The 27,000-nt window shown below is 50.0% G+C and carries 1 protein-coding gene; it reads right to left on the bottom strand.

The window, feature by feature from the left end; genetic code table 11:
- Positions 1-39: 39 nt before the first annotated feature.
- On the bottom strand, positions 40-26,997 hold the full coding sequence (locus tag TSUB_RS08645) for a tandem-95 repeat protein (RefSeq protein WP_087018392.1): 26,958 nt from the start codon (positions 26,995-26,997) through the stop codon (positions 40-42).
- Positions 26,998-27,000: the final 3 nt, after the last annotated feature.

Raw genomic sequence — 27,000 nt, forward strand, 5'->3', positions numbered from 1 at the left:
CACTGAAAAGGGGTAGGCGATGGCCTACCCCACTCTCAGTTAGAAGTTATCGTCAAACTGGCCATGATCTTGGTTGTTACCTAAACCAGCATCTTGGTCAAAGCTGGCGCTGTCATCCATAACATCGACACCGACATCTGATTGATCCGACGACGTCCAATCGCCACCGCCGCTTGAATCTGAATCGCTGTTGTAGCTGGACTGGTCATCAGTTGCCGAAGTGGTCTTCATCTCATGCGCCTCATCTACGTCTATCGTCAACGTTGCGCTAGCGCCGTCTACTGCGATGTCGTTGCTATCTAGGCCGGTAAATTCAACATCACTACTGCCTTGGAACTCGCTATCAAACGTGACTTTTAACGGCTGAGAAAGGTCTCCACTCACCATGTGAGATCCATCGACTTCTAGTGCACCAGACACTTCTGCCCCGTCTGGTAGCCCTGTGATTTCGACCGACTCCACCGCATCATTCCCAACAACCTCGTCTGGGATAGCGATTCGAACTTCATCACCAGGTGCTGCTTCTATATCGGCAGTATCTTCGACATCAGAGACATCCTCAGCCGTGTTAGCTTCAGCTTGTACTTGCGGCTCCTCGTCATCTACGGTTGCTATCGTCGCTTCCGGTGCTTGTTGAGACTCCATCAGTACATCCAAATTAACCTCTATTGGCTGCGCTCCATCAACCCCAACATCCAGCGCTAAGTCCCCTGCGAAATCGTCGTCTGGCCAGAATGTCCAGCCGTCCTCATCGTTCTCAATCAAGGTACCTTGGTCACCACTGTAATCCACGTCATCGAAATTGACATCGCCTGACAGATTCATTGCCGCCATAATGTCTTCTCTACTCACGACAATTGCACCATCATCATCTGGTAAGAGCGGCGTGCTCTCGACCCCGGCTTCTCCCACCTCGATATTAACGACACTTCGAACACTTTCACTTCCGTCCGATGCTACGAAGCCAATTTGAGCTTGGCCACTAAAGCCCTCTGCTGGCGTAAAGCTATAAGTGCCGTCATCATTATGTTCAAACAGCCCCTGTCCAGAAATCAATTGCACTGACTCGAGGTCTATCGCATCGCCATCTAGGTCGGAGATTTGTGCCAGTAGTTCTTCAGCAGTGAATGTGATCGCTTCCCCTTCATCAATGCTTGCTTCAGCTATGGCATCGACTGTTGGTGCTTGGTTCTCAGGGTTAAGTTCACCTTGAGGCACAACACCAATGGAACTTTGCTCATCAATCAGTTCCCCATCGCGTTCAATCACGTAAGCAAAGTCAAGATCACCCGTAAAGCCATCTGCCGGTGTAAACGTCCATGTCCCATCACCGTTATCGATTAGGCTTCCCTGACTGTCGTCCATAAGATGTACAAACTCGACGTTGTCGCCATCTTGCGGTTCTGTATTTTCAGCCATCTCAAGTAAGTCGTCGGCAGTTAAGATAATCTCTTCGCCTTCTTCTACTTTGAAGTCAGCATAGCTTTCTGATGGGTCAGTAAGAATGCTCGAACTTTCGTCCCCATAGTCGACGGTGGTTGCTGTTACGGTAATGAAGAAGTTACCGCTAAAGTCTTCGGGTGGCGTCAACGCCAAGTCACTGATGTCCCAATCATCAATATCAATGTATTGGCCCTCTTGTGTAATCTCGACAGTGTTCGTTCCATCGCTGACAACGAAGCCAACGGGGAAGCCCGTCATCACTAAGTTACTCAAGACCTCAGAGTCATCGAGCAAATCAACGTTTAGACCAAGGTGTCCTGTTGAGTCCTCAGAGAACACCAAAGGCCCCTCATGATCTGTCGTAATGACAGCACCGTCGGCAACAGGTCTGACAAAAACAGGGACTTCCAATGTCGTCTCTTCATAGCCATCTGAGACGACAACTTGCATTCCTGCTGTACCTGCAAAGTCTTCAGTAGGCGTAAAGGTCCATGTGCCATCCCCGTTGTCAGTTAACTCCCCGCCGTCTTCTCCATCCGCTGTAATCACACGGGAAACAACTAAATCTTCCGTATCAATATCACCAAACAGATTGAGCATGTCGTCTGCATTGAAAGTAAACGCGCCATCCTCAGAAGTGGTTAGGTGAGCATTACCATCCGTAAATGGCGCATCATTGACAGGGATTACATCGACATTTAGTGAACCTTCAACGGTTTCAGTGCCATCAGTTAACTGGTAAGCCAACTCAACCAAACCGTTGAAATCTTGAGGCGCAATGAGGTGATACATGCCATCTGGCTGAACTTGAATCGTCGCATTCTGTGGCTGCTTAACAATAAGGTTTGTTAAGGTAACATCATCACCATCGAGATCTTCGGACTGCTCTTCAATGAAGGCAGGATCAATCACTAACACTTGATCTTCTTCACCTAACAGTTCTAAAGAAGGCGCAGAAGGTGCGTCGTTTTCAGGTGTAACGGTCAGATTGAGTTCTGTAGATACAATGTCGGTACCATCAGAAACGTCATAGGTAAACTCAATCTCGCCATTGAAATTCTCGCTTGGCGTTACTGTATAGCTGCCATCGATGTTTTGAACGATAGTCGCATTTGGATCAGATGTCTGTAGGTTCAACGCGGTTAAATCGTCACCTTCGACATCAGAAGCGTTAGCGAGAAGATCATCTTGGGTAATCGTTATTACGCCATCTTCAGAAACCGTCGCAGAGACAGGTGTCGTTTCTGGTGCATCATTAACGGCAATAACGGCAATATCAGCGGTTGTCTGTGCAGCAGCACCATCTTCGTCAGTCACGGTGACATCTAGCGACAAATCACCATTAAAGTTTTCATTCGGCGCGAAGCTGTAAGTGCCGTCGCCATTGTCGGTAAAGATACCGTCGCTGCCGGAGTAACTGACATTCTCTACAGCGACGTCCCCTTCCACATCGCTGCTGTTAGCAAGCAGCTGCTCGTTAGAGATAGTGATGACACTGTCTTCATTGACTTGGTACGACGTCGCGCCCGCGACTGGCGGATCGTTCACCTCACCGACAGCAATATCAATGCTGGCATCGACCGTACCGGTGCCATCACTGACGGTGAAGCTCATAGCCACATCGCCAGAGAAGTTCTCATTCGGCGCAAAGGTATAAGTACCATCGCCATTTTCCGTCAAGACACCTTCATTGCCGGTATAACTCACAGATTCAACCGAAAGATCATCACCATCGATGTCTGCTGAGCCATCAAGCAACTGCGCATCGGTGAAGGTCAGCGTGCCATCTTCATTCATGGTGAAGGCTTGATCTTCAGCACTTGGCAAGTCGTTGACAGGATTAACGGTAAGGTCGGCATTGGCAACAATGCTGTCGGTGCCGTCAGAGATATCAAAACTGATATCGATGTCGCCATTGAAATTCGCATCAGGAGTAATGGTGAATGAGCCGTCGTCGTTAACCGTGACTTCGGCATTGCCATCGACGCTCAGGTTCGAAGCGGTGAGGTCATCCCCTTCTACATCCGAGGCTTGTGATAACAACTGCTCTTGGCTAAGGGTGATGGAACCATCTTCATCAACGCTGTAGGCCAAGTCGCCGGAGACTGGTACATCGTTGAGAGGCAAGACATCGATACCTGCAGTGGTCTCGGCCGTTGCGCCCTCTTCATCAACGACAGTGACATCAAGTGAGACATCGCCATCGAAATTTTCGTTCGGGGCAAAGCTGTAGGTACCATCTCCATTGTCGGTGAAGATGCCGTCGCTACCTGAGTAACTGACATTCTCTACAGCCACATCGCCTTCGACATCACTGCTGTTGGCAAGCAACTGTTCGTTAGAGATAGTGATAACACTGTCTTCATTGACTTGGTACGACGTCGCGCCAGCTACTGGCGGATCGTTTACCTCGCCCACAGCAATATCAATGCTCGCATCGACCGTATCCGTGCCATCACTGACAGTGAAGCTCATGTCGACGTCGCCGCTGAAGTTCTCGTTCGGCGCAAAGGTATAGGTGCCGTCACCGTTTTCGGTCAATACACCTTCATCGCCCGTGTACGACACAGACTCAACGCTAAGGTCATCACCATCGATGTCGGCAGAACCGTCAAGCAGCTGCGCATCGGTGAAGGTCAACGTACCATCTTCGTTCATGGTGAACGCTTGATCTTCCGCTGAAGGCAAGTCGTTGATTGGGTTAACCGTAAGGTCGGCATTGGCGACAATGCTGTCGGTACCGTCGGAGATATCGAAACTGATATCAATGTCACCATTGAAGTTCGCATCTGGGGTGATGGTGAAACTGCCGTCGTCATTGACGATCACTTGCGCATTGCCATCAACCGAGAGATTTGAAGCAGTTAAATTATCCCCTTCCACATCGCTCGCTTGTGAGAGCAACTGCTCTTGGCTGAGGGTGATTGACCCATCTTCATCAACGCTGTAGGCCAAGTCACCGGAGACTGGCACATCGTTGAGTGGTAAGACATCGATACCTGCGGTGGTCTCCGCCATTGCACCGTCTTCATCCACCACGGTGACATCAAGTGAGACATCGCCATCGAAGTTTTCGTTTGGTGCAAAGCTGTAGGTACCATCGCCATTATCGGTGAAGATACCATCGCTGCCGGAGTAACTGACAGTCTCAACAGCGACGTCTCCTTCCACATCACTGCTATTGGCAAGCAACTGCTCGTCCGAGATCTTAATGACGCTGTCTTCATTGACTTGATAGCTGGTGCTTCCTGCCACTGGCGGATCGTTCACTTCACCCACAGCAATATCAATGCTGGCGTCGACCGTATCCGTGCCATCACTGACCGTGAAACTCATGTCGACGTCGCCGCTGAAGTTCTCGTTCGGCGCAAAGGTATAGGTGCCGTCACCGTTTTCAGTGAGCACACCTTCATCGCCCGTGTACGACACAGACTCAACGCTAAGGTCATCACCATCGATGTCGGCAGAACCGTCAAGCAGCTGCGCATCGGTGAAGGTCAACGTACCATCTTCGTTCATGGTGAACGCTTGATCTTCAGCACTTGGTAAGTCGTTGACTGGATTAACGGTGAGGTCGGCATTGGCAACAATGCTGTCGGTGCCATCAGAGATATCAAAGCTGATATCGATATCACCGTTGAAGTTCGCATCTGGGGTGATAGTGAATGAGCCGTCGTCGTTAACCGTGACTTCGGCATTGCCATCGACGCTCAGGTTCGAAGCGGTAAGGTTATCTCCTTCCACATCACTCGCTTGTGACAACAACTGCTCTTGACTAAGAGTAATTGACCCATCTTCATCAACGCTGTAGGCCAAGTCGCCCGAGACTGGCACATCATTGAGTGGTAAGACATCAATGCCTGCGGTGGTCTCAGCGGTTGCGCCATCTTCATCAACCACAGTGACATCAAGGCTGACATCGCCGTCGAAGTTTTCGTTCGGGGCAAAGCTGTAGGTGCCGTCGCCATTGTCGGTAAAGATACCGTCGCTGCCGGAGTAACTGACGTTCTCTACAGCTACATCCCCTTCCACGTCACTGCTGTTGGCGAGCAACTGCTCGTTAGAGATAGTGATGACACTGTCTTCATTGACTTGATAGCTGGTGCTACCCGCCACTGGCGGATCGTTCACTTCGCCCACAGCAATATCAATGCTGGCATCGACCGTATCCGTGCCATCACTGACCGTGAAGCTCATGTCGACATCGCCAGAGAAGTTCTCGTTCGGCGCAAAGGTATAAGTGCCATCACCGTTTTCAGTGAGCACACCTTCATCGCCCGTGTACGATACAGATTCGACGCTAAGGTCATCACCATCGATGTCTGCTGAGCCCTCAAGCAATTGCGCATCAGTGAAGGTCAAGGTGCCATCTTCGTTCATGGTGAAGGCTTGATCTTCAGCTCTTGGTAGGTCGTTGACTGGGTTAACGGTGAGGTCGGCATTCGCGACGACCGTATCCGTGCCGTCAGAGATATCAAAGCTGATATCAATGTCACCATTAAAGTTCGCATCTGGGGTAATGGTGAATGAGCCATCATCGTTAACCGTGACTTCGGCATTGCCATCAACAGCGAGGTTTGAAGCGGTTAAGTTATCCCCTTCTACATCTGAGGCTTGTGACAACAATTGCTCTTGGCTAAGGGTGATGGAACCATCTTCATCAACGCTGTAGGCCAAGTCGCCCGAGACTGGCACATCGTTGAGTGGTAATACATCGATACCTGCGGTGGTCTCCGCGGTTGCGCCATCTTCATCAACAACAATGACATCAAGGCTGACATCGCCATCGAAGTTTTCATTCGGGGCAAAGCTGTAGGTGCCGTCGCCATTATCAGTGAAGATACCATCGCTGCCGGAGTAACTGACATTCTCTACAGCCACATCCCCTTCCACGTCACTGCTGTTGGCAAGCAACTGCTCGTCAGAAATCGTGATGACACTGTCTTCATTGACTTGGTACGACGTCGCGCCCGCCACTGGCGGATCGTTCACTTCACCCACAGCAATATCAATGCTGGCATCGACGGTATCGGTGCCATCGCTGACGGTGAAGCTCATGTCGACATCGCCCGAGAAGTTCTCGTTCGGCGCAAAGGTATAAGTGCCGTCTCCGTTTTCAGTGAGCACGCCTTCATCGCCCGTGTACGACACAGATTCAACCGAGAGATCATCACCATCGATGTCTGCTGAACCCTCAAGCAACTGCGCATCGGTGAAGGTCAACGTACCATCTTCATTCATGGTGAAGGCTTGATCTTCAGCACTTGGTAAGTCGTTGACAGGATTAACCGTCAAGTCAGCGTTAGCGACAATGCTGTCGGTGCCATCGGAGATGTCAAAGCTGATATCAATGTCGCCATTGAAGTTCGCATCTGGGGTGATAGTGAATGAACCGTCGTCATTTACCGTGACTTCAGCATTGCCATCGACGCTCAGGTTCGAAGCGGTGAGGTCATCACCTTCTACATCCGAGGCTTGTGACAACAATTGCTCTTGACTGAGAGTGATTGACCCATCTTCATCAACGCTGTAGGCCAAGTCACCAGAGACTGGCACATCGTTGAGTGGTAAGACATCAATGCCTGCGGTAGTCTCCGCCGTTGCGCCCTCTTCATCAACGACAGTGACATCAAGGCTGACATCACCATCGAAGTTTTCATTTGGGGCAAAGCTGTAGGTGCCGTCGCCATTATCAGTGAAGATACCATCGCTGCCGGAGTAACTGACATTCTCTACAGCCACATCCCCTTCCACGTCACTGCTGTTGGCAAGCAACTGCTCGTCAGAAATCGTGATGACACTGTCTTCATTGACTTGGTACGACGTCGCGCCAGCGACTGGCGGATCGTTCACTTCACCCACAGCAATATCAATGCTGGCATCGACGGTATCGGTGCCATCGCTGACGGTGAAGCTCATGTCGACATCGCCCGAGAAGTTCTCGTTCGGCGCAAAGGTATAAGTGCCGTCTCCGTTTTCAGTGAGCACGCCTTCATCGCCCGTGTACGACACAGATTCGACGCTGAGGTCATCACCGTCAATGTCTGCTGAACCCTCAAGCAACTGCGCATCAGTGAAGGTCAGCGTACCATCTTCATTCATGGTGAAGGCTTGATCTTCAGCACTTGGTAGGTCGTTGACTGGATTAACGGTGAGGTCGGCATTGGCAACAATGCTGTCGGTGCCATCAGAGATATCAAAGCTGATATCGATATCACCGTTGAAGTTCGCATCTGGGGTGATAGTGAATGAGCCGTCGTCGTTAACCGTGACTTCGGCATTGCCATCAACGCTCAAATTCGAAACGGTAAGGTCATCTCCCTCGACATCACTCGCTTGTGATAACAATTGCTCTTGGCTGAGAGTGATTGACCCATCTTCATCAACGCTGTAAGCCAAGTCACCGGAGACTGGCACATCGTTGAGTGGTAAGACATCAATACCTGCGGTGGTCTCCGACGTTGCGCCCTCTTCATCGACCACAGTGACTTCAAGTGAGACATCGCCGTCGAAGTTTTCGTTCGGTGCGAAACTGTAAGTACCATCGCCATTGTCGGTAAAGATGCCGTCGCTGCCGGAGTAACTGACGTTATCAACCGATACATCGCCTTCAACATCACTGCTATTCGCAAGCAATTGCTCGTTGGAGATAGTAATCACGCTGTCTTCATTGACTTGATAGCTAGTGCTACCCGCCACAGGTGGATCGTTGACTTCACCGACGGCAATATCAATGCTGGCATCGACCGTATCCGTGCCATCACTGACGGTAAAGCTCATATCCACATCGCCAGAGAAGTTCTCGTTCGGCGCAAAGGTATAGGTGCCATCACCGTTTTCAGTCAAGACACCCTCATCGCCGGTATAACTCACCGACTCAACGCTGAGATCATCACCATCGATGTCTGCTGAACCCTCAAGCAACTGCTCGTCGGTGAAGGTCAACGTACCATCTTCGTTCATGGTGAAGGCTTGGTCTTCAGCACTTGGTAAGTCGTTGACAGGATTAACGGTGAGGTCGGCATTCGCGACGACCGTATCCGTGCCATCAGAGATATCAAAGCTGATATCAATGTCGCCATTAAAGTTCGCATCTGGGGTGATAGTGAATGAGCCGTCGTCATTTACCGTGACTTCGGCATTACCATCAACGCTCAAGTTCGAAGCGGTAAGGTCATCACCTTCTACATCCGAGGCTTGTGATAACAACTGCTCTTGGCTAAGGGTGATGGACCCATCTTCATCAACGCTGTAGGACAAGTCACCTGAGACTGGCACATCGTTGAGTGGTAAGACATCAATGCCTGCGGTGGTCTCCGCCGTTGCGCCCTCTTCATCCACCACGGTGACATCAAAGCTGACATCGCCGTCGAAGTTTTCGTTCGGGGCAAAGCTGTAGGTGCCATCGCCATTGTCGGTAAAGATACCGTCGCTGCCGGAATAACTGACCTTCTCTACAGCCACATCCCCTTCAACATCCGAAGCGTTCGCAAGCAACTGCTCGTTAGAAATGGTGATGACACTATCTTCATTGACTTGATAGCTGGTGCTACCCGCCACTGGCGGATCGTTCACCTCACCCACAGCAATATCAATGCTGGCATCGACCGTGTCCGTGCCATCACTGACGGTGAAGCTCATATCGACATCGCCCGAGAAGTTCTCGTTCGGCGCAAAGGTATAGGTGCCATCACCGTTTTCAGTCAAGACACCCTCATCGCCGGTATAACTCACCGACTCAACGCTGAGATCATCACCATCGATGTCTGCTGAACCCTCAAGCAACTGCTCGTCGGTGAAGGTCAACGTACCATCTTCATTCATGGTGAAGGCTTGGTCTTCAGCCGATGGTAAGTCGTTGACTGGATTAACGGTGAGGTCGGCATTGGCGACAATGCTGTCGGTGCCATCGGAGATGTCAAAGCTGATATCGATGTCGCCATTGAAGTTCGCATCTGGGGTGATAGTGAATGAACCGTCGTCATTTACCGTGACTTCAGCATTGCCATCAACGCTCAGATTCGAAGCAGTAAGGTCATCTCCCTCGACATCGCTCGCTTGTGATAACAGTTGCTCTTGGCTGAGGATAATTGACCCATCTTCATCAACGCTGTAAGCCAAGTCACCGGAGACTGGCACATCGTTGAGTGGTAAGACATCAATACCTGCGGTGGTGTCAGCAGTTGCGCCATCTTCATCCACCACAGTGACTTCAAGTGAGACATCGCCGTCGAAGTTTTCGTTTGGCGCAAAGCTGTAGGTACCATCTCCATTGTCGGTGAAGATGCCGTCGCTACCTGAGTAACTGACATTCTCTACAGCCACATCGCCTTCAACATCCGAAGAGTTCGCAAGCAATTGCTCGTTAGAAATGGTGATGACACTATCTTCATTGACTTGATAACTGGTGCTTCCTGCCACTGGCGGATCGTTCACCTCACCCACAGCAATATCAATGCTGGCATCGACCGTATCCGTGCCATCACTGACGGTAAAGCTCATGTCGACATCGCCAGAGAAGTTCTCGTTCGGCGCAAAGGTATAAGTACCGTCTCCGTTTTCCGTCAAGACACCTTCATCACCGGTGTACGACACAGATTCAACGCTGAGGTCATCACCATCGATGTCTGCTGAACCCTCAAGCAACTGCGCATCAGTGAAGGTCAGCGTACCCTCTTCGTTCATGGTGAAGGCTTGGTCTTCAGCACTTGGTAAGTCGTTGACTGGATTAACCGTAAGGTCGGCATTGGCAACAATGCTGTCGGTGCCATCGGAGATGTCAAAGCTGATATCGATGTCGCCATTGAAGTTCGCATCTGGGGTGATAGTGAATGAACCGTCGTCATTTACCGTGACTTCAGCATTGCCATCAACGCTCAGATTCGAAGCAGTAAGGTCATCTCCCTCGACATCGCTCGCTTGTGATAACAATTGCTCTTGGCTGAGGATAATTGACCCATCTTCATCGACGCTGTAGGCCAAGTCGCCCGAGACTGGCACATCGTTGAGTGGCAAGACATCGATACCTGCTGTGGTCTCCGCCGTTGCGCCATCTTCATCCACCACGGTGACATCAAGGCTGACATCGCCATCGAAGTTTTCGTTTGGCGCAAAACTGTAAGTGCCGTCGCCATTGTCAGTGAAGATACCGTCGCTGCCGCTATAACTAACGCTATCAACGGCTACATCCCCTTCAACATCCGAAGCGTTCGCAAGCAACTGCTCGTTAGAAATCGTGATGACACTGTCTTCATTGACTTGGTACGACGTCGCGCCAGCGACTGGCGGATCGTTCACTTCACCCACAGCAATATCAATGCTGGCATCGACCGTATCCGTACCATCACTGACGGTGAAGCTCATATCCACATCGCCCGAGAAGTTCTCGTTCGGCGCAAAGGTATAGGTGCCGTCACCGTTTTCCGTTAAGACACCTTCATCGCCCGTGTACGATACAGATTCGACGCTAAGGTCATCACCATCGATGTCTGCTGAGCCGTCAAGCAACTGCGCATCAGTAAAGGTCAACGTACCATCTTCGTTCATGGTGAAGGCTTGATCTTGTGCTTCAGGAGCATCATTCACTGGTGTGACTGTAAGATTCAGGTCGGTAGCAACAGTGAATTCACCATCAGTCACATCAAATGTAAACTCAATATCACCATTGAAATCCGCTGATGGTGTAATTGTATAGCTACCATCGCCATTATCTTGAATAGTGGCATTTTCATCATTAGTTGAAAGATTTGTTGCTGTAAGGTCATCGCCATTCAAATCGGTGGCGTTAGCCAACAACGCTTCTTGAGTGATCGTTATAGAACCATCTTCTTCCACTTGAGCAGAAACAGAGTCTGATTCTGGCGCATGTTCGCGAGCATCTACATGAATCGTTTGGACATTGGCAGATTGATCGTCATTGGACAGTTCTGTCGCTGTGGCATTGACCACAATATCAAACTCACCACTAAAGTCTTCAGGCAAATCGAGTGTTATGGTTTGATCAATGGCGACTGTTGGCAATGTAAATGCACCACTTTCACCGACTTCAATTTCACCTTGGTAGATTTGGGTGTTCACTTCACCCATATCAATCGTGAAATTGAAATCATCGAAGTCCATATCTCCACCATTGTAGAGGTCCTCGATACCGTAAACGATTTCTCCATCTTCATTTAAAGACGTACGAGTATGCTCGATACCATCTTGGTTCAAGTTTTCACTTGTTCCACCATGGAAAACAGCATCACCAAATTGGCCTTGTACAACCGTTTCACTCCCATCCTCTCCTACAAAAATAAGTTGAGGGTCGGTCGAGTCCATGGTCGCCGGATTGCCGTCTTGATCTCGGAAAACAAACTGGCCGTTCTCCATTGCATCGAAATCATTATGACTAAAACCATTTGGCACGATAAAGAGGTTAAAACTCTCGCCTTCTTCTAAGTCAAAGGTAAATGACGATTCACCGGGTACCAAGTCGCCATCTGCGCCCTGAGAAGCGTTTTCATAAACAAGCTCAACGTCTTTTATTTCACCGCTCTCATCGACTTTGTAGTAACCGACTGTATTGAGGAACCCGGCACCTTCACCTTGGAAGGTTACAGTGACTTCGGAGTCGGCGTAACTGGTTAAGCCGTTATCTTGCGCATCAAGGACTGCATCGCCATCGTAACTGATTACCGATCCTTCTGGCACCCCGCCAACTTCTACCGTTAAGGTTTCAGAAAGATCTTGGTCGACCAAGGCAGCACTGATGTTTAACTCGATTGACTCATCGGGGTCAGTCACAATGCCTGATTCTGGAATCGCATTGCCCTCACCATCCGTGATCTCTAAATCTGGTCGGTCTGCAATCGCTTCAACATTAACATCAAGAGTCTGTGCAACGGTCTCAATACCATCAGTAACCGTGAAGTCTAACTGCACTTCGCCACTAAAATGTTCCGTAGGTGTAAAGGTATAGGTTCCATCCCCATTTGCGACAAGCGCACCATCTTCACCGCTATATGACACACTTTCTATCGATAGCGTGTCTCCGTCTATATCTGATGCGCCTGCGAGAAGTTGCTCGTCAGTAAAGAGCAATGTGCCGTCTTCGTTCATCGTAAAGGCTTGGTCTTCACCAACAGGCGTATCATTAACAGGCGTCACACTTAAATTCAGTGACGTCTGCGTCGATGCCTCGCCATCACTCACATCATAGCTAAAGGAAATCTCACCGTTGAAATCCGGTGACGGCGTCACACTAAAGGTACCATCACCGTTATCAACGACAGTCGCATTGGGATCGTTCGTTGCCAAGTTTTCTGCAATAATGAAATCGCCGTCAACATCAGTGGCATTTTCTAACAACATCTCTTGAGTGACGAGAATAGTGCCATCTTCTTCCACTTCAGCGCTTACCGGCTCGGCTTGCGGAGCATCATTAACAAATTCCACATTGAGATCGATATTGGCACCAACAACGTCAGTACCGTCACTGACGTCAAAACTCAACTCGACTTGCCCATAGAAATCTTGAGCTGGTGTTATGGTGTACGTCCCATCACCATTGTCTTCAACTGTCGCATTCGGGTCATTTGAGGTTAAGTTAACAACGGAGAGATCATCCCCTTCGATATCCGTTGCTTGCGCTAACAACTGCTCTTCGGTGACCACTAACGCCTCGTCTTCTTGGGTATTAAACACAAGATCTGGTACATCAGGCAGGTCATTAACCGGGGTGACAGTCAGCGCTAGATCAGCGACAACGGTTTCAATTCCATCAGTGACATCGTAGGTAAAGTCGATATCTCCATTAAAGTCCTGAGATGGCGTAATTGTGAAGCTGCCATCATCATTTTGCACAACTGCCGCATTTGGGTCATTAGTCACTAGGTTGGTCGCGGCAAGATCGTCACCGTCTGCATCTGAAGCATTCGCAAGTAATGTCTCTTGCGTTAACGTAATGGTCCCATCTTCCTCAACCGTCGCTTCAATAGGGCCGCTAACGTCTGGCCCTTCGTTGGTTAATACAACTTCAATGTCCATCGTGTTCGACGCACTCGCCAAACCATCACTCACATCGAAGCTCAAACTAACGTCACCAGAGAAATCTTCAGCGGGAGTGAAAGTGAAAGTGTTATCGCCATTGTCGACAAGGGAACCTTGTGTTTGATCAGTGAGTAGTAGGTTCTCGATATGAAGAATATCGCCGTCAACATCCGAGGCATTCGCGAGTAAGTCTTTCGCTTCAATGACCATGGTACCGTTCATCAACATTTCTGCAGATAGGCTAGCCCCTGGGTCAGGGACGTCATTGACAGGCACAACAGTTAGGTCAATATGATTGTCAGTTATATCTGTACCATCATAAACGGCAAAATCGAGGTCCACTTCACCATTGAAATTTTCGTTGGGAACAAAGGTATATGTGCCATCACCGTTGTCAGTTAACTGACCATCATCACCACCATAGCTCACCTCGCTGATAGTAAGGTCATCACCTTCAATATCAGTGGCATTTGCCAGTAAATCCTCGTCCGTCAATGTAATAGAGTTATCTTCATCCGTACTCAGAACAATAGGACCAGAAACGATAGGGGCGTCATTCACCGATTCAAAGTTAATATTGATGATATTACTGTCAGTCAACTCACCATCAGTGACTTGGTAACCTAACTCAATTTCACCATGGAAATCAGCTTCTGGAGTTACTGTCCAAGTACCGTCACCATTGTCAGTGAGTGTCGCGTGTTCAGCGTTTTCACCGACGAGTTCGAGGTTTTCTATATCAAGTTCGTCACTATCAATATCCGTAGCTTGTGCAAGTAACTCTTCTTCCGTAATCACAACTGACGCAAACTGATTTGCCGCTTCACCATCGACTTCTAAGCTTGGCAAATCTGCTGTTAAGTCTATCTCTGTGTCGCCTTGGTGCAGGTTGAGTGACACGGTTTCAGTGACTTCGGTCCCGTCAACACCCAAGGATGTGAAAATGGCCTCATCTGGACAAGTTTGTGACACTGTCATGTTCTGTACGACATAAGTGCCGTTACCTTGAATTGTCCCCAACTCAAAATAAGAAACGGGTTCATCAACTGTTAGGGTATAATCAGTCTCATAGCTATGACGGTCATCTTTGTGATAAGTCATCGAATCGATGAGTTCACCGTCATCATTAAAGGCTTTGATTTCGACTTCAGTAAAGTGCTTGGACTCCTCCATAAACCAGCCACCCACGCCATCCAGGTGAAGGTTTATTTCGTTGATATCTTGCCCTTCGACGGAAATGGTAAGTTTTTCGTCTCCACTTAAGCCCTGTCTGTCGTTATCACCAATGCCGTGTCCAATATGAGTATTGCCGTTCCACGCCCCTAAAGGACCATCATTACTTTGCACCGTGACAGTTAGATCACCATCTGTAAACTCGCGAGTATGGGAATCCACTTCAACACCCCAGTCATCAACACTCGCATTGTCATCAAAAGTGCCTATCTGTGTTGTGTGTGTACCATTTGCCAATGCTTCTTCATCTGCGACAAAGCGGACTTCAGTATCAATTGGGATCTCTACTCCGACATCCAGCTCTACCCACTCATCATTGAGGTTAGCTTCGATAATGCCGTGTTCTGGCGCTTGATCTAGACGCAGCGTGGGTTCTTCTCGCAATGAAACGCCAACAGTCTGATCTTCCTCCGCTTGAATGAAGATCTCTTCACCCGCGTCGGGAGCATCGTTAACCGGATTGACGGTTAGGTCTAGTTGAGTTGCGACTATGTCCTCGCCATCCGTCACATCAAACGTGAACTCTACTTCACCATAGAAATTTTCAGCAGGAGTAATGGTATAGCTGCCGTCTTCATTCAACTCTACCGTCGCATTTGGATCATTGGTTTCTAGGTTAATCGCTGTTAGTGAATCACCATCGATATCAGAAGCATTAGCTAGCAGTTGCTCTTGCGAAATGGTGATGGTGTTATCTTCATCGACCTGAGCAGTAATACCCGATGTTTCAGGTGCGTCATTGACGGCAATCACCTGTATTCCGGCGGTTGTATCTGCACTCGCACCCTCTTCATCAACAACAGTGACCTCGAGGTTAATAACGCCATTAAAATTTTCATTCGGTGCGAAGCTATAGGTGCCGTCGCCATTGTCGGTAAATGTGCCATCATCCCCGCCATAGCTCACGCTATCAACAAAGACATCCCCTTCCACATCGGAAGAATTCGCCAGCAGCTGTCCGTCAGAAATGGTGATGACACCATCTTCATCTACTTGATATGACGTTGCCCCCGCCACTGGCGGGTTATTTACCTCACCCACGGTAATATCAATGCTGGCATCGACCGTATCCGTGCCATCACTGACGGTAAAGCTCATGTCGACGTCGCCGCTGAAGTTCTCGTTCGGCGCAAAGGTATAGGTGCCATCACCGTTTTCAGTGAGTACACCTTCATCGCCCGTGTACGTCACAGATTCAATGCTAAGGTCATCACCATCGATGTCTGCTGAACCCTCAAGCAACTGCGCATCAGTGAAGGTCAGCGTGCCATCTTCATTCATGGTGAAGGCTTGATCTTCAGCACTTGGTAAGTCGTTAACTGGGTTAACCGTAAGGTCGGCATTGGCGACAATGCTGTCGGTACCATCGGAGATATCGAAGCTGATATCAATGTCACCATTGAAGTTCGCATCAGGAGTAATAGTGAATGAGCCGTCGTCGTTAACGGTCACTTGCGCATTGCCATCAACTGCGAGGTTTGAAGCAGTTAAATTATCCCCTTCTACATCCGAGGCTTGCGAGAGCAACTGCTCTTGGCTAAGGGTAATTGACCCATCTTCATCAACGCTGTAGGCCAAGTCACCCGAGACTGGCACATCGTTGAGTGGCAAGACATCAATACCTGCGGTGGTCTCCGCCGTTGCGCCCTCTTCATCCACCACGGTGACTTCAAGTGAGACATCGCCATCGAAGTTTTCATTCGGGGCGAAGCTATAAGTACCGTCGCCATTGTCGGTGAAGATGCCGTCGCTGCCTGAGTAACTGACGTTCTCTACTGCGACGTCACCTTCCACATCCGAAGAGTTCGCAAGCAATTGCTCGTTAGAGATAGTGATGACACTGTCTTCATTGACTTGGTACGACGTCGCGCCCGCGACTGGCGGATCGTTCACCTCACCGACAGCAATATCAATGCTGGCATTGACGGTATCCGTGCCATCACTGACCGTGAAGCTCATGTCGACATCGCCAGAGAAGTTCTCGTTCGGCGCAAAGGTATAGGTACCATCACCGTTTTCGGTCAATACACCTTCATCGCCCGTGTACGACACAGATTCGACGCTGAGGTGATCACCATCAATGTCTGCTGAACCCTCAAGCAACTGTTCATCAGTGAAGGTCAGCGTACCATCTTCATTCATGGTGAAGGCTTGGTCTTCAGCACTTGGTAAGTCGTTGACTGGATTAACGGTGAGGTCGGCATTGGCAACAATGCTGTCGGTGCCATCAGAGATATCAAATCTGATATCGATATCACCGTTGAAGTTCGCATCTGGAGTGATAGTGAATGAGCCATCATCGTTGACGATCACTTGCGCATTGCCATCAACCGAGAGATTTGAAGCGGTTAAATTATCCCCTTCCACATCTGAGGCTTGTGACAACAATTGCTCTTGACTGAGAGTGATTGACCCATCTTCATCAACGCTGTAGGCCAAGTCGCCCGAGACTGGTACATCGTTGAGTGGTAATACATCGATACCTGCCGTGGTCTCCGCCGTTGCACCGTCTTCATCAACGACAGTGACATCAAGTGAGACATCACCGTCGAAGTTTTCGTTCGGGGCAAAGCTGTAAGTACCGTCGCCATTGTCGGTGAAGATACCGTCGCTGCCAGAGTAGCTAACATCCTCTACAGCCACATCCCCTTCCACGTCACTGCTGTTCGCGAGCAGCTGTTCGTTAGAGATAGTGATGACGCTGTCTTCATTAACTTGGTACGAAGTCGCGCCCGCGACTGGCGGATCGTTCACCTCGCCCACAGCAATATCAATGCTCGCATCCACCGTATCCGTGCCATCGCTGACGGTAAAGCTCATAGCCACATCACCCGAGAAATTCTCGTTCGGCGCAAAGGTATAGGTGCCGTCACCGTTTTCCGTCAAGACACCTTCATCGCCGGTATAACTCACCGACTCAACGCTGAGATCGTCACCGTCAATGTCTGCTGAACCCTCAAGCAATTGCGCATCAGTGAAGGTCAAGGTGCCATCTTCGTTCATGGTGAAGGCTTGATCTTCAGCACTTGGTAAGTCGTTGACTGGATTAACGGTGAGGTCGGCATTGGCAACAATGCTGTCGGTGCCGTCGGAGATATCGAAACTGATATCAATGTCACCATTGAAGTTCGCATCAGGAGTAATAGTGAATGAGCCGTCGTCGTTAACGGTCACTTGCGCGTTGCCATCAACGCTCAAGTTCGAAGCGGTAAGGTCATCCCCTTCCACATCTGAGGCTTGCGAGAGTAACTGCTCTTGGCTGAGGATGATGGAACCATCTTCATCAACGCTGTAGGCCAAGTCACCAGAGACTGGCACATCGTTGAGTGGCAAGACATCAATACCTGCGGTGGTCTCCGCCGTTGCGCCCTCTTCATCGATTACAGTGACATCAAGACTGACATCGCCATTAAAGTTTTCGTTCGGGGCAAAGCTGTAAGTGCCGTCACCATTGTCGGTAAAAATACCGTCGCTGCCAGAGTAGGTGACGCTATCAACCGATACATCCCCTTCCACGTCACTGCTGTTGGCGAGCAACTGTTCGTTAGAGATAGTGATGACGCTGTCTTCATTGACTTGATAGCTGGTGCTTCCTGCCACTGGCGGATCGTTCACCTCACCGACAGCAATATCAATGCTGGCATCGACCGTATCCGTGCCATCACTGACGGTGAAGCTCATGTCGACATCGCCCGAGAAGTTCTCGTTCGGCGCAAAGGTATAGGTGCCATCACCGTTTTCAGTGAGCACGCCTTCATCGCCCGTGTACGACACAGATTCAACCGAGAGATCATCACCATCAATGTCTGCTGAACCCTCAAGCAACTGCGCATCAGTGAAGGTCAGCGTGCCATCTTCGTTCATGGTGAAGGCTTGATCTTCAGCACTTGGTAGGTCGTTGACCGGATTAACCGTAAGGTCGGCATTGGCAACAATGCTGTCGGTGCCATCAGAGATATCAAATCTGATATCGATATCACCGTTGAAGTTCGCATCTGGGGTGATAGTGAATGAGCCATCATCGTTGACGGTCACTTGCGCATTGCCATTAACCGAGAGGTTTGAAGCGGTAAGGTCATCCCCTTCCACATCTGAGGCTTGCGACAGTAACTGTTCTTGGCTAAGGGTGATGGAACCATCTTCATCAACGCTGTAAGCCAAGTCACCGGAGACTGGCACATCGTTGAGCGGCAAGACATCAATGCCTGCTGTGGTCTCGGCCGTTGCACCGTCTTCATCCACCACGGTGACATCAAGTGAGACATCACCGTCGAAGTTTTCGTTTGGCGCAAAACTGTAAGTGCCGTCGCCATTGTCAGTGAAGATACCGTCGCTGCCGCTATAACTAACGCTATCAACGGCCACATCCCCTTCAACGTCGCTGCTGTTGGCAAGCAACTGCTCGTTGGAGATGGTAATCACGCTATCTTCATTGACTTGATAACTGGTACTGCCCGCCACTGGCGGATCGTTCACCTCACCCACAGCAATATCAATGCTGGCATCGACCGTATCCGTGCCATCGCTGACGGTAAAGCTCATGTCGACATCGCCAGAGAAATTCTCGTTCGGCGCAAAGGTATAAGTACCATCACCGTTTTCGGTCAAGACACCTTCATCGCCGGTGTACGACACAGATTCAACAGAGAGATCATCACCATCGATGTCTGCTGAACCCTCAAGCAACTGCGCATCAGTGAAAGTCAACGTACCATCTTCGTTCATTGTGAACGCTTGGTCTTCAGCACTTGGTAAGTCGTTGACAGGATTAACCGTAAGGTCGGCATTGGCAACAATGCTGTCGGTACCGTCAGAGATATCAAAACTGATATCGATGTCACCGTTGAAGTTGGCTTCTGGGGTGATAGTGAATGAGCCGTCATCATTGACTGTCACTTGCGCATTGCCATCAACAGAGAGGTTTGAAGCGGTTAAATTATCCCCTTCCACATCGCTCGCTTGTGACAACAATTGCTCTTGACTGAGAGTAATTGACCCATCTTCATCAACGCTGTAGGCCAAGTCACCAGAGACTGGCACATCGTTGAGTGGTAAGACATCAATGCCTGCGGTGGTCTCCGCCGTTGCGCCCTCTTCATCCACCACAGTGACATCAAGGCTGACATCGCCGTCGAAGTTTTCATTTGGGGCAAAGCTGTAGGTGCCGTCGCCATTATCAGTGAAGATACCGTCGCTGCCGGAGTAACTGACATTCTCTACAGCGACGTCCCCTTCCACATCGCTGCTGTTAGCAAGCAACTGCTCGTTAGAGATAGTGATGACACTGTCTTCATTGACTTGGTACGACGTCGCGCCCGCGACTGGCGGATCGTTCACCTCACCGACAGCAATATCAATGCTGGCATCGACCGTGTCCGTGCCATCACTGACCGTGAAGCTCATGTCGACATCGCCAGAGAAGTTCTCGTTCGGCGCAAAGGTATAGGTGCCGTCACCGTTTTCCGTCAAGACACCTTCATCGCCGGTATAACTCACCGACTCAACGCTGAGGTCGTCACCGTCAATGTCTGCTGAACCCTCAAGCAACTGCGCATCAGTGAAGGTCAAGGAGCCATCTTCGTTCATGGTGAAGGCTTGATCTTCAGCACTTGGTAGGTCGTTGACTGGATTAACCGTGAGGTCGGCATTCGCGACGACCGTATCCGTGCCATCCGAAATATCAAAGCTGATATCAATATCGCCATTGAAGTTCGCATCTGGAGTGATCGTAAAGCTACCGTCATCATTGACTGTCACTTGCGCATTGCCATCAACCGAGAGGTTTGAAGCGGTTAAGTTATCCCCCTCCACATCTGAGGCTTGTGACAACAACTGCTCTTGGCTAAGGGTGATGGAACCATCTTCATCGACGCTGTAAGCCAAGTCGCCGGAGACTGGCACATCATTGAGTGGTAAGACATCAATGCCTGCAGTGGTCTCCGCGGTTACGCCATCTTCATCTACAACAGTGACATCAAGGCTGACATCACCGTCGAAATTTTCATTCGGCGCAAAGCTGTAAGTGCCGTCACCATTATCGGTAAAGATACCGTCGCTGCCAGAGTAACTGACATTCTCTACAGCGACGTCCCCTTCCACATCGCTGCTGTTAGCAAGCAGCTGCTCGTTAGAGATAGTGATGACACTGTCTTCATTGACTTGGTACGACGTCGCGCCCGCGACTGGCGGATCGTTCACCTCACCGACAGCAATATCAATGCTGGCATCGACCGTGTCCGTGCCATCACTGACCGTGAAGCTCATGTCGACATCGCCAGAGAAGTTCTCGTTCGGCGCAAAGGTATAGGTGCCGTCACCGTTTTCCGTCAAGACACCTTCATCGCCCGTGTACGACACAGATTCAACAGAGAGGTCATCACCATCGATGTCGGCAGAACCATCAAGCAACTGCTCGTCGGTGAAGGTCAGCGTGCCATCTTCATTCATGGTGAAGGCTTGGTCTTCAGCACTTGGTAGATCGTTGACCGGATTAACCGTAAGATCGGCATTGGCAACAATACTGTCCGTGCCATCAGAGATATCAAAGCTGATATCGATGTCACCATTAAAGTTCGCATCAGGGGTGATAGTGAATGAGCCGTCATCATTGACTGTCACTTGCGCATTGCCATCAACACTCAAGTTCGAAGCGGTAAGGTCATCCCCTTCCACATCTGAGGCTTGCGAGAGTAACTGTTCTTGGCTGAGCGTGATGGAACCATCTTCATCAACGCTGTAGGCCAAGTCACCAGAGACTGGCACATCATTGAGTGGTAAGACATCAATGCCTGCTGTGGTCTCAGCAGTCGCGCCATCTTCATCCACCACAGTGACATCAAGGCTGACATCGCCATCGAAGTTTTCGTTCGGGGCAAAGCTATACGTACCATCCCCATTGTCGGTGAAAATACCATCGCTGCCAGAGTAGCTAACGTTATCAACCGATACATCCCCTTCAACATCGCTGCTGTTCGCAAGCAACTGCTCGTTAGAGATAGTGATAACGCTGTCTTCATTGACTTGGTACGACGTCGCACCCGCCACTGGCGGATCGTTCACCTCACCCACAGCAATATCAATGCTGGCATCGACCGTATCCGTGCCATCACTGACGGTAAAGCTCATGTCGACATCGCCCGAAAAGTTCTCGTTCGGCGCAAAGGTATAAGTGCCATCACCGTTTTCAGTCAAGACACCCTCATCGCCGGTATAACTCACCGACTCAACGCTGAGGTCATCACCATCGATGTCAGCTGAGCCATCAAGCAACTGCGCATCAGTGAAGGTCAAGGTACCATCTTCGTTCATGGTGAAGGCTTGATCTTCAGCACTTGGTAGGTCGTTGACTGGATTAACAGTGAGGTCGGCATTTGCAACAATGCTGTCGGTACCATCGGAGATATCAAAGCTGATATCGATGTCGCCGTTGAAATTCGCATCAGGGGTAATGGTGAAACTGCCATCGTCATTGACCGTCACTTCGGCATTGCCATCAACCGAGAGGTTTGAAGCGGTTAAGGTATCCCCTTCCACATCTGAGGCTTGTGACAACAACTGCTCTTGGCTGAGGGTAATTGACCCATCTTCATCGACGCTGTAAGCCAAGTCGCCGGAGACTGGCACATCGTTGAGTGGTAAGACATCAATGCCTGCGGTGGTCTCCGCCGTTGCGCCATCTTCATCAACAACAGTGACATCAAGGCTGACATCGCCATCGAAGTTTTCATTCGGGGCAAAGCTGTAGGTGCCATCACCATTATCGGTGAAAATACCATCGCTGCCGGAGTAACTGACGTTATCAACCGATACATCCCCTTCCACGTCACTGCTGTTGGCGAGCAGCTGTTCGTTAGAGATAGTGATGACGCTGTCTTCATTAACTTGGTACGACGTCGCGCCAGCGACTGGTGGATCGTTCACCTCACCCACAGCAATATCAATGCTGGCATCGACCGTATCCGTGCCATCACTGACCGTGAAGCTCATGTCGACATCACCCGAGAAGTTCTCGTTCGGCGCAAAGGTATAAGTACCGTCACCGTTTTCGGTCAATACACCTTCATCGCCGGTATAACTTACAGATTCAACCGAGAGATCATCACCATCGATGTCTGCTGAGCCGTCAAGCAACTGTTCATCAGTGAAGGTCAGCGTGCCATCTTCATTCATGGTGAAGGCTTGATCTTCCGCTGAAGGCAAGTCGTTGACTGGATTAACGGTGAGGTCGGCATTGGCGACAATGCTGTCGGTACCGTCAGAGATATCAAAGCTGATATCAATGTCACCATTAAAGTTCGCATCTGGGGTAATGGTGAATGAGCCATCATCGTTAACCGTGACTTCGGCATTGCCATCAACAGAGAGGTTTGAAGCGGTTAAGTTATCCCCCTCCACATCTGAGGCTTGTGACAACAACTGCTCTTGGCTGAGGGTGATGGAACCATCTTCATCGACGCTGTAGGCCAAGTCACCGGAGACTGGCACATCGTTGAGTGGTAATACATCGATACCTGCGGTGGTCTCAGCGGTTGCACCATCCTCATCAACGACAGTGACATCAAGGCTGACATCGCCGTCGAAGTTTTCGTTCGGCGCAAAGCTGTAAGTGCCGTCACCATTGTCGGTAAAGATACCGTCGCTGCCGGAGTAACTGACATTCTCTACAGCGACGTCCCCTTCCACATCGCTGCTGTTCGCAAGCAACTGCTCGTTAGAGATAGTGATGACGCTGTCTTCATTGACTTGGTACGACGTCGCACCCGCCACTGGCGGATCGTTCACTTCGCCCACAGCAATATCAATGCTGGCATCGACCGTATCCGTGCCATCACTGACCGTGAAGCTCATGTCGACATCGCCAGAGAAGTTCTCGTTCGGCGCAAAGGTATAAGTGCCATCACCGTTTTCAGTGAGCACGCCTTCATCGCCCGTGTACGACACAGATTCAACCGAGAGATCATCACCATCGATGTCTGCTGAGCCGTCAAGCAACTGCGCATCGGTGAAGGTCAGCGTGCCATCTTCGTTCATGGTGAAGGCTTGATCTTCAGCACTTGGTAGGTCGTTGACCGGATTAACCGTAAGGTCGGCATTCGCGACGACCGTATCCGTGCCATCAGAGATATCGAAACTGATATCAATATCGCCGTTGAAGTTCGCATCAGGGGTAATGGTGAATGAACCGTCGTCGTTAACCGTGACTTCGGCATTGCCATCAACGCTCAGATTCGAAGCGGTAAGGTCATCCCCTTCCACATCGCTCGCTTGCGAGAGTAACTGCTCTTGACTGAGAGTGATGGAACCATCTTCATCAACGCTGTAAGCCAAGTCGCCCGAGACTGGCACATCGTTGAGTGGTAAGACATCAATGCCTGCCGTGGTCTCGGCGGTTGCACCTTCTTCATCCACCACGGTGACATCAAGGCTGACATCGCCGTCGAAGTTTTCGTTCGGGGCAAAGCTATAAGTGCCGTCGCCATTGTCAGTGAAGATACCGTCGCTGCCAGAGTAGCTAACATCCTCTACAGCCACATCCCCTTCAACATCGCTGCTGTTGGCGAGCAACTGCTCGTTTGAGATGGTGATAACGCTGTCTTCATTGACTTGATAGCTGGTGCTACCCGCCACTGGTGGATCGTTCACCTCACCCACAGCAATATCAATGCTGGCATCGACCGTATCCGTACCATCACTGACGGTAAAGCTCATGTCGACATCGCCCGAGAAGTTCTCGTTCGGCGCAAAGGTATAAGTACCGTCACCGTTTTCGGTGAGCACACCTTCATCGCCCGTGTACGATACAGATTCGACGCTAAGGTCATCACCATCGATGTCCGCTGAGCCATCAAGCAACTGCGCATCAGTAAAGGTCAGCGTACCATCTTCATTCATGGTGAAGGCTTGGTCTTCCGCTGAAGGCAAGTCATTAACTGGGTTAACGGTCAAATCAGCGTTGGCAACAATGCTGTCGGTGCCGTCGGAGATATCAAAGCTGATATCGATGTCACCGTTGAAGTTCGCATCAGGAGTGATCGTGAAGCTACCATCGTCATTAACCGTCACTTCAGCATTGCCATCAACCGAAAGATTTGAGGCAGTAAGGTTATCTCCTTCCACATCGCTCGCTTGTGACAACAACTGCTCTTGGCTAAGGGTGATGGAACCATCTTCATCAACGCTGTAGGACAAGTCACCGGAGACTGGCAAATCATTGAGTGGCAAGACATCAATGCCTGCCGTGGTCTCGGCGGTTGCGCCATCTTCATCCACCACAGTGACATCAAGGCTGACATCGCCATCGAAGTTTTCGTTCGGGGCAAAGCTATACGTACCGTCACCATTGTCGGTAAAGATACCGTCGCTGCCGGAGTAACTGACGTTCTCTACTGCGACGTCACCTTCAACATCGCTGCTGTTGGCAAGCAACTGCTCGTTAGAGATAGTGATGACGCTGTCTTCATTGACTTGATAGCTGGTGCTTCCTGCCACTGGCGGATCGTTCACTTCCCCCACAGCAATATCAATGCTGGCGTCGACCGTATCAGTGCCATCACTGACCGTGAAACTCATATCGACATCGCCAGAGAAGTTCTCGTTTGGCGCAAAGGTATAAGTGCCATCACCGTTTTCGGTGAGCACACCTTCATCGCCCGTGTACGACACAGATTCAACAGAGAGGTCATCACCATCGATGTCTGCTGAACCCTCAAGCAACTGCGCATCAGTAAAGGTCAGCGAGCTATCTTCGTTCATGGTGAAGGCTTGATCTTCCGCTGAAGGCAAGTCGTTGACAGGATTAACGGTGAGGTCGGCATTCGCGACGACCGTATCCGTGCCATCAGAGATATCAAAGCTGATATCGATGTCGCCATTGAAGTTCGCGTCTGGGGTAATGGTGAAACTGCCATCGTCATTTACCGTGACTTCGGCATTGCCATCAACCGAGAGGTTTGAAGCGGTTAAGGTATCCCCTTCCACATCTGAGGCTTGTGACAACAACTGCTCTTGGCTAAGGGTGATGGAACCGTCTTCATCAACGCTGTAGGCCAAGTCACCGGAGACTGGTACATCGTTGAGTGGTAATACATCAATGCCAGCGGTGGTCTCCGCCGTTGCGCCATCTTCATCCACCACGGTGACTTCAAGTGAGACATCACCGTCGAAGTTTTCGTTCGGTGCAAAGCTGTAAGTGCCATCACCATTGTCAGTGAAGATGCCGTCGCTACCGGAGTAACTGACATTCTCTACAGCCACATCGCCTTCGACATCCGAACTATTCGCTAGTAACTGCTCGGCTGTTAACGTTAAAACGCTATCTTCATCAACCGTATAAGTGGTACTACCTGCCACTGGCGGGTCATTAACTTCAAGCACGGTAATGTCGATATTTGCATCGACTGTTTCAGTACCATCAGAAACGGTAAAGCTAAGATCGACATGACCACTAAAATTGTCGTTTGGTGCGAATGTAAAAGTACCGTCGCCATTATCAGTAAATATACCCTCGGTGCCAGAATAAGTCACCGACTCAACAGAAAGATCATCACCATCAATATCACTTGCACCAGCAAGCAATTGTTCGGTTGTAAAGGTTAACGAGCCATCTTCTTCAATGGTGTATGAAACATCCTCTGCTTCTGGACCATCATTCGTGTTTTCAACATTGACTTCAAATGTTTCAGAGACGGTTTCTGTGTCAAAATCATCTTCAACGGCCACTGAAGGATCAAGTGCATCTTCGACATTGACTTCAAACGTTTCACTCACCGTCTCTGTATCAAATTCCGACTCGTCTAAGGTTGGCGTTTCTTGGTTGCTACCTAATGCAACACCACCAGCTTGATTCTGTGCTTCAGCGCTCGTATCACCTTCACTTTCACCGGACGCAGCCTCTTGGCTATCACCACCAACATTTTGCGGCGCGCTACCACCACCAGATGAACCACTGTCTGGAACACCGCTATCTTCACCCGCGGCAGCACTACTTGGGACAACGTTTGACTGAGCGTTGCTATCACTCGCATTCGACGAATCTGATGAAGCGGCCGTCCCACCGCCTCCTTGGCTTGAAGCCGCATCGCTCCCACTACCGCCACCCGACTCTTCTCCAGGCGCTCCACCCGCAGCGATGTCGTCCTGCAACGTTTCAGCGCCCGTTGCAACTGTACTCGCCGCTGTATTTTGCTGATTCTGTCGTTCCTGGGCAGAAGTCGAGTCAGTGGCACCGTCGCGGCTTACAATATTCTCTTTTGCATCGTTGAGTGGGTTCTGATTGTCGTTGTTGTCAGCCATCGC

This window comes from Thaumasiovibrio subtropicus (assembly GCF_019703835.1).
Taxonomy (GTDB): domain Bacteria; phylum Pseudomonadota; class Gammaproteobacteria; order Enterobacterales; family Vibrionaceae; genus Thaumasiovibrio; species Thaumasiovibrio subtropicus.

Excerpts from the sequence above, each read along its gene's own strand:
- TSUB_RS08645 (WP_087018392.1), bottom strand. The coding sequence starts at position 26,997 with ATGGCTGACAACAACGACAATCAGAACCCACTCAACGATGCAAAAGAG.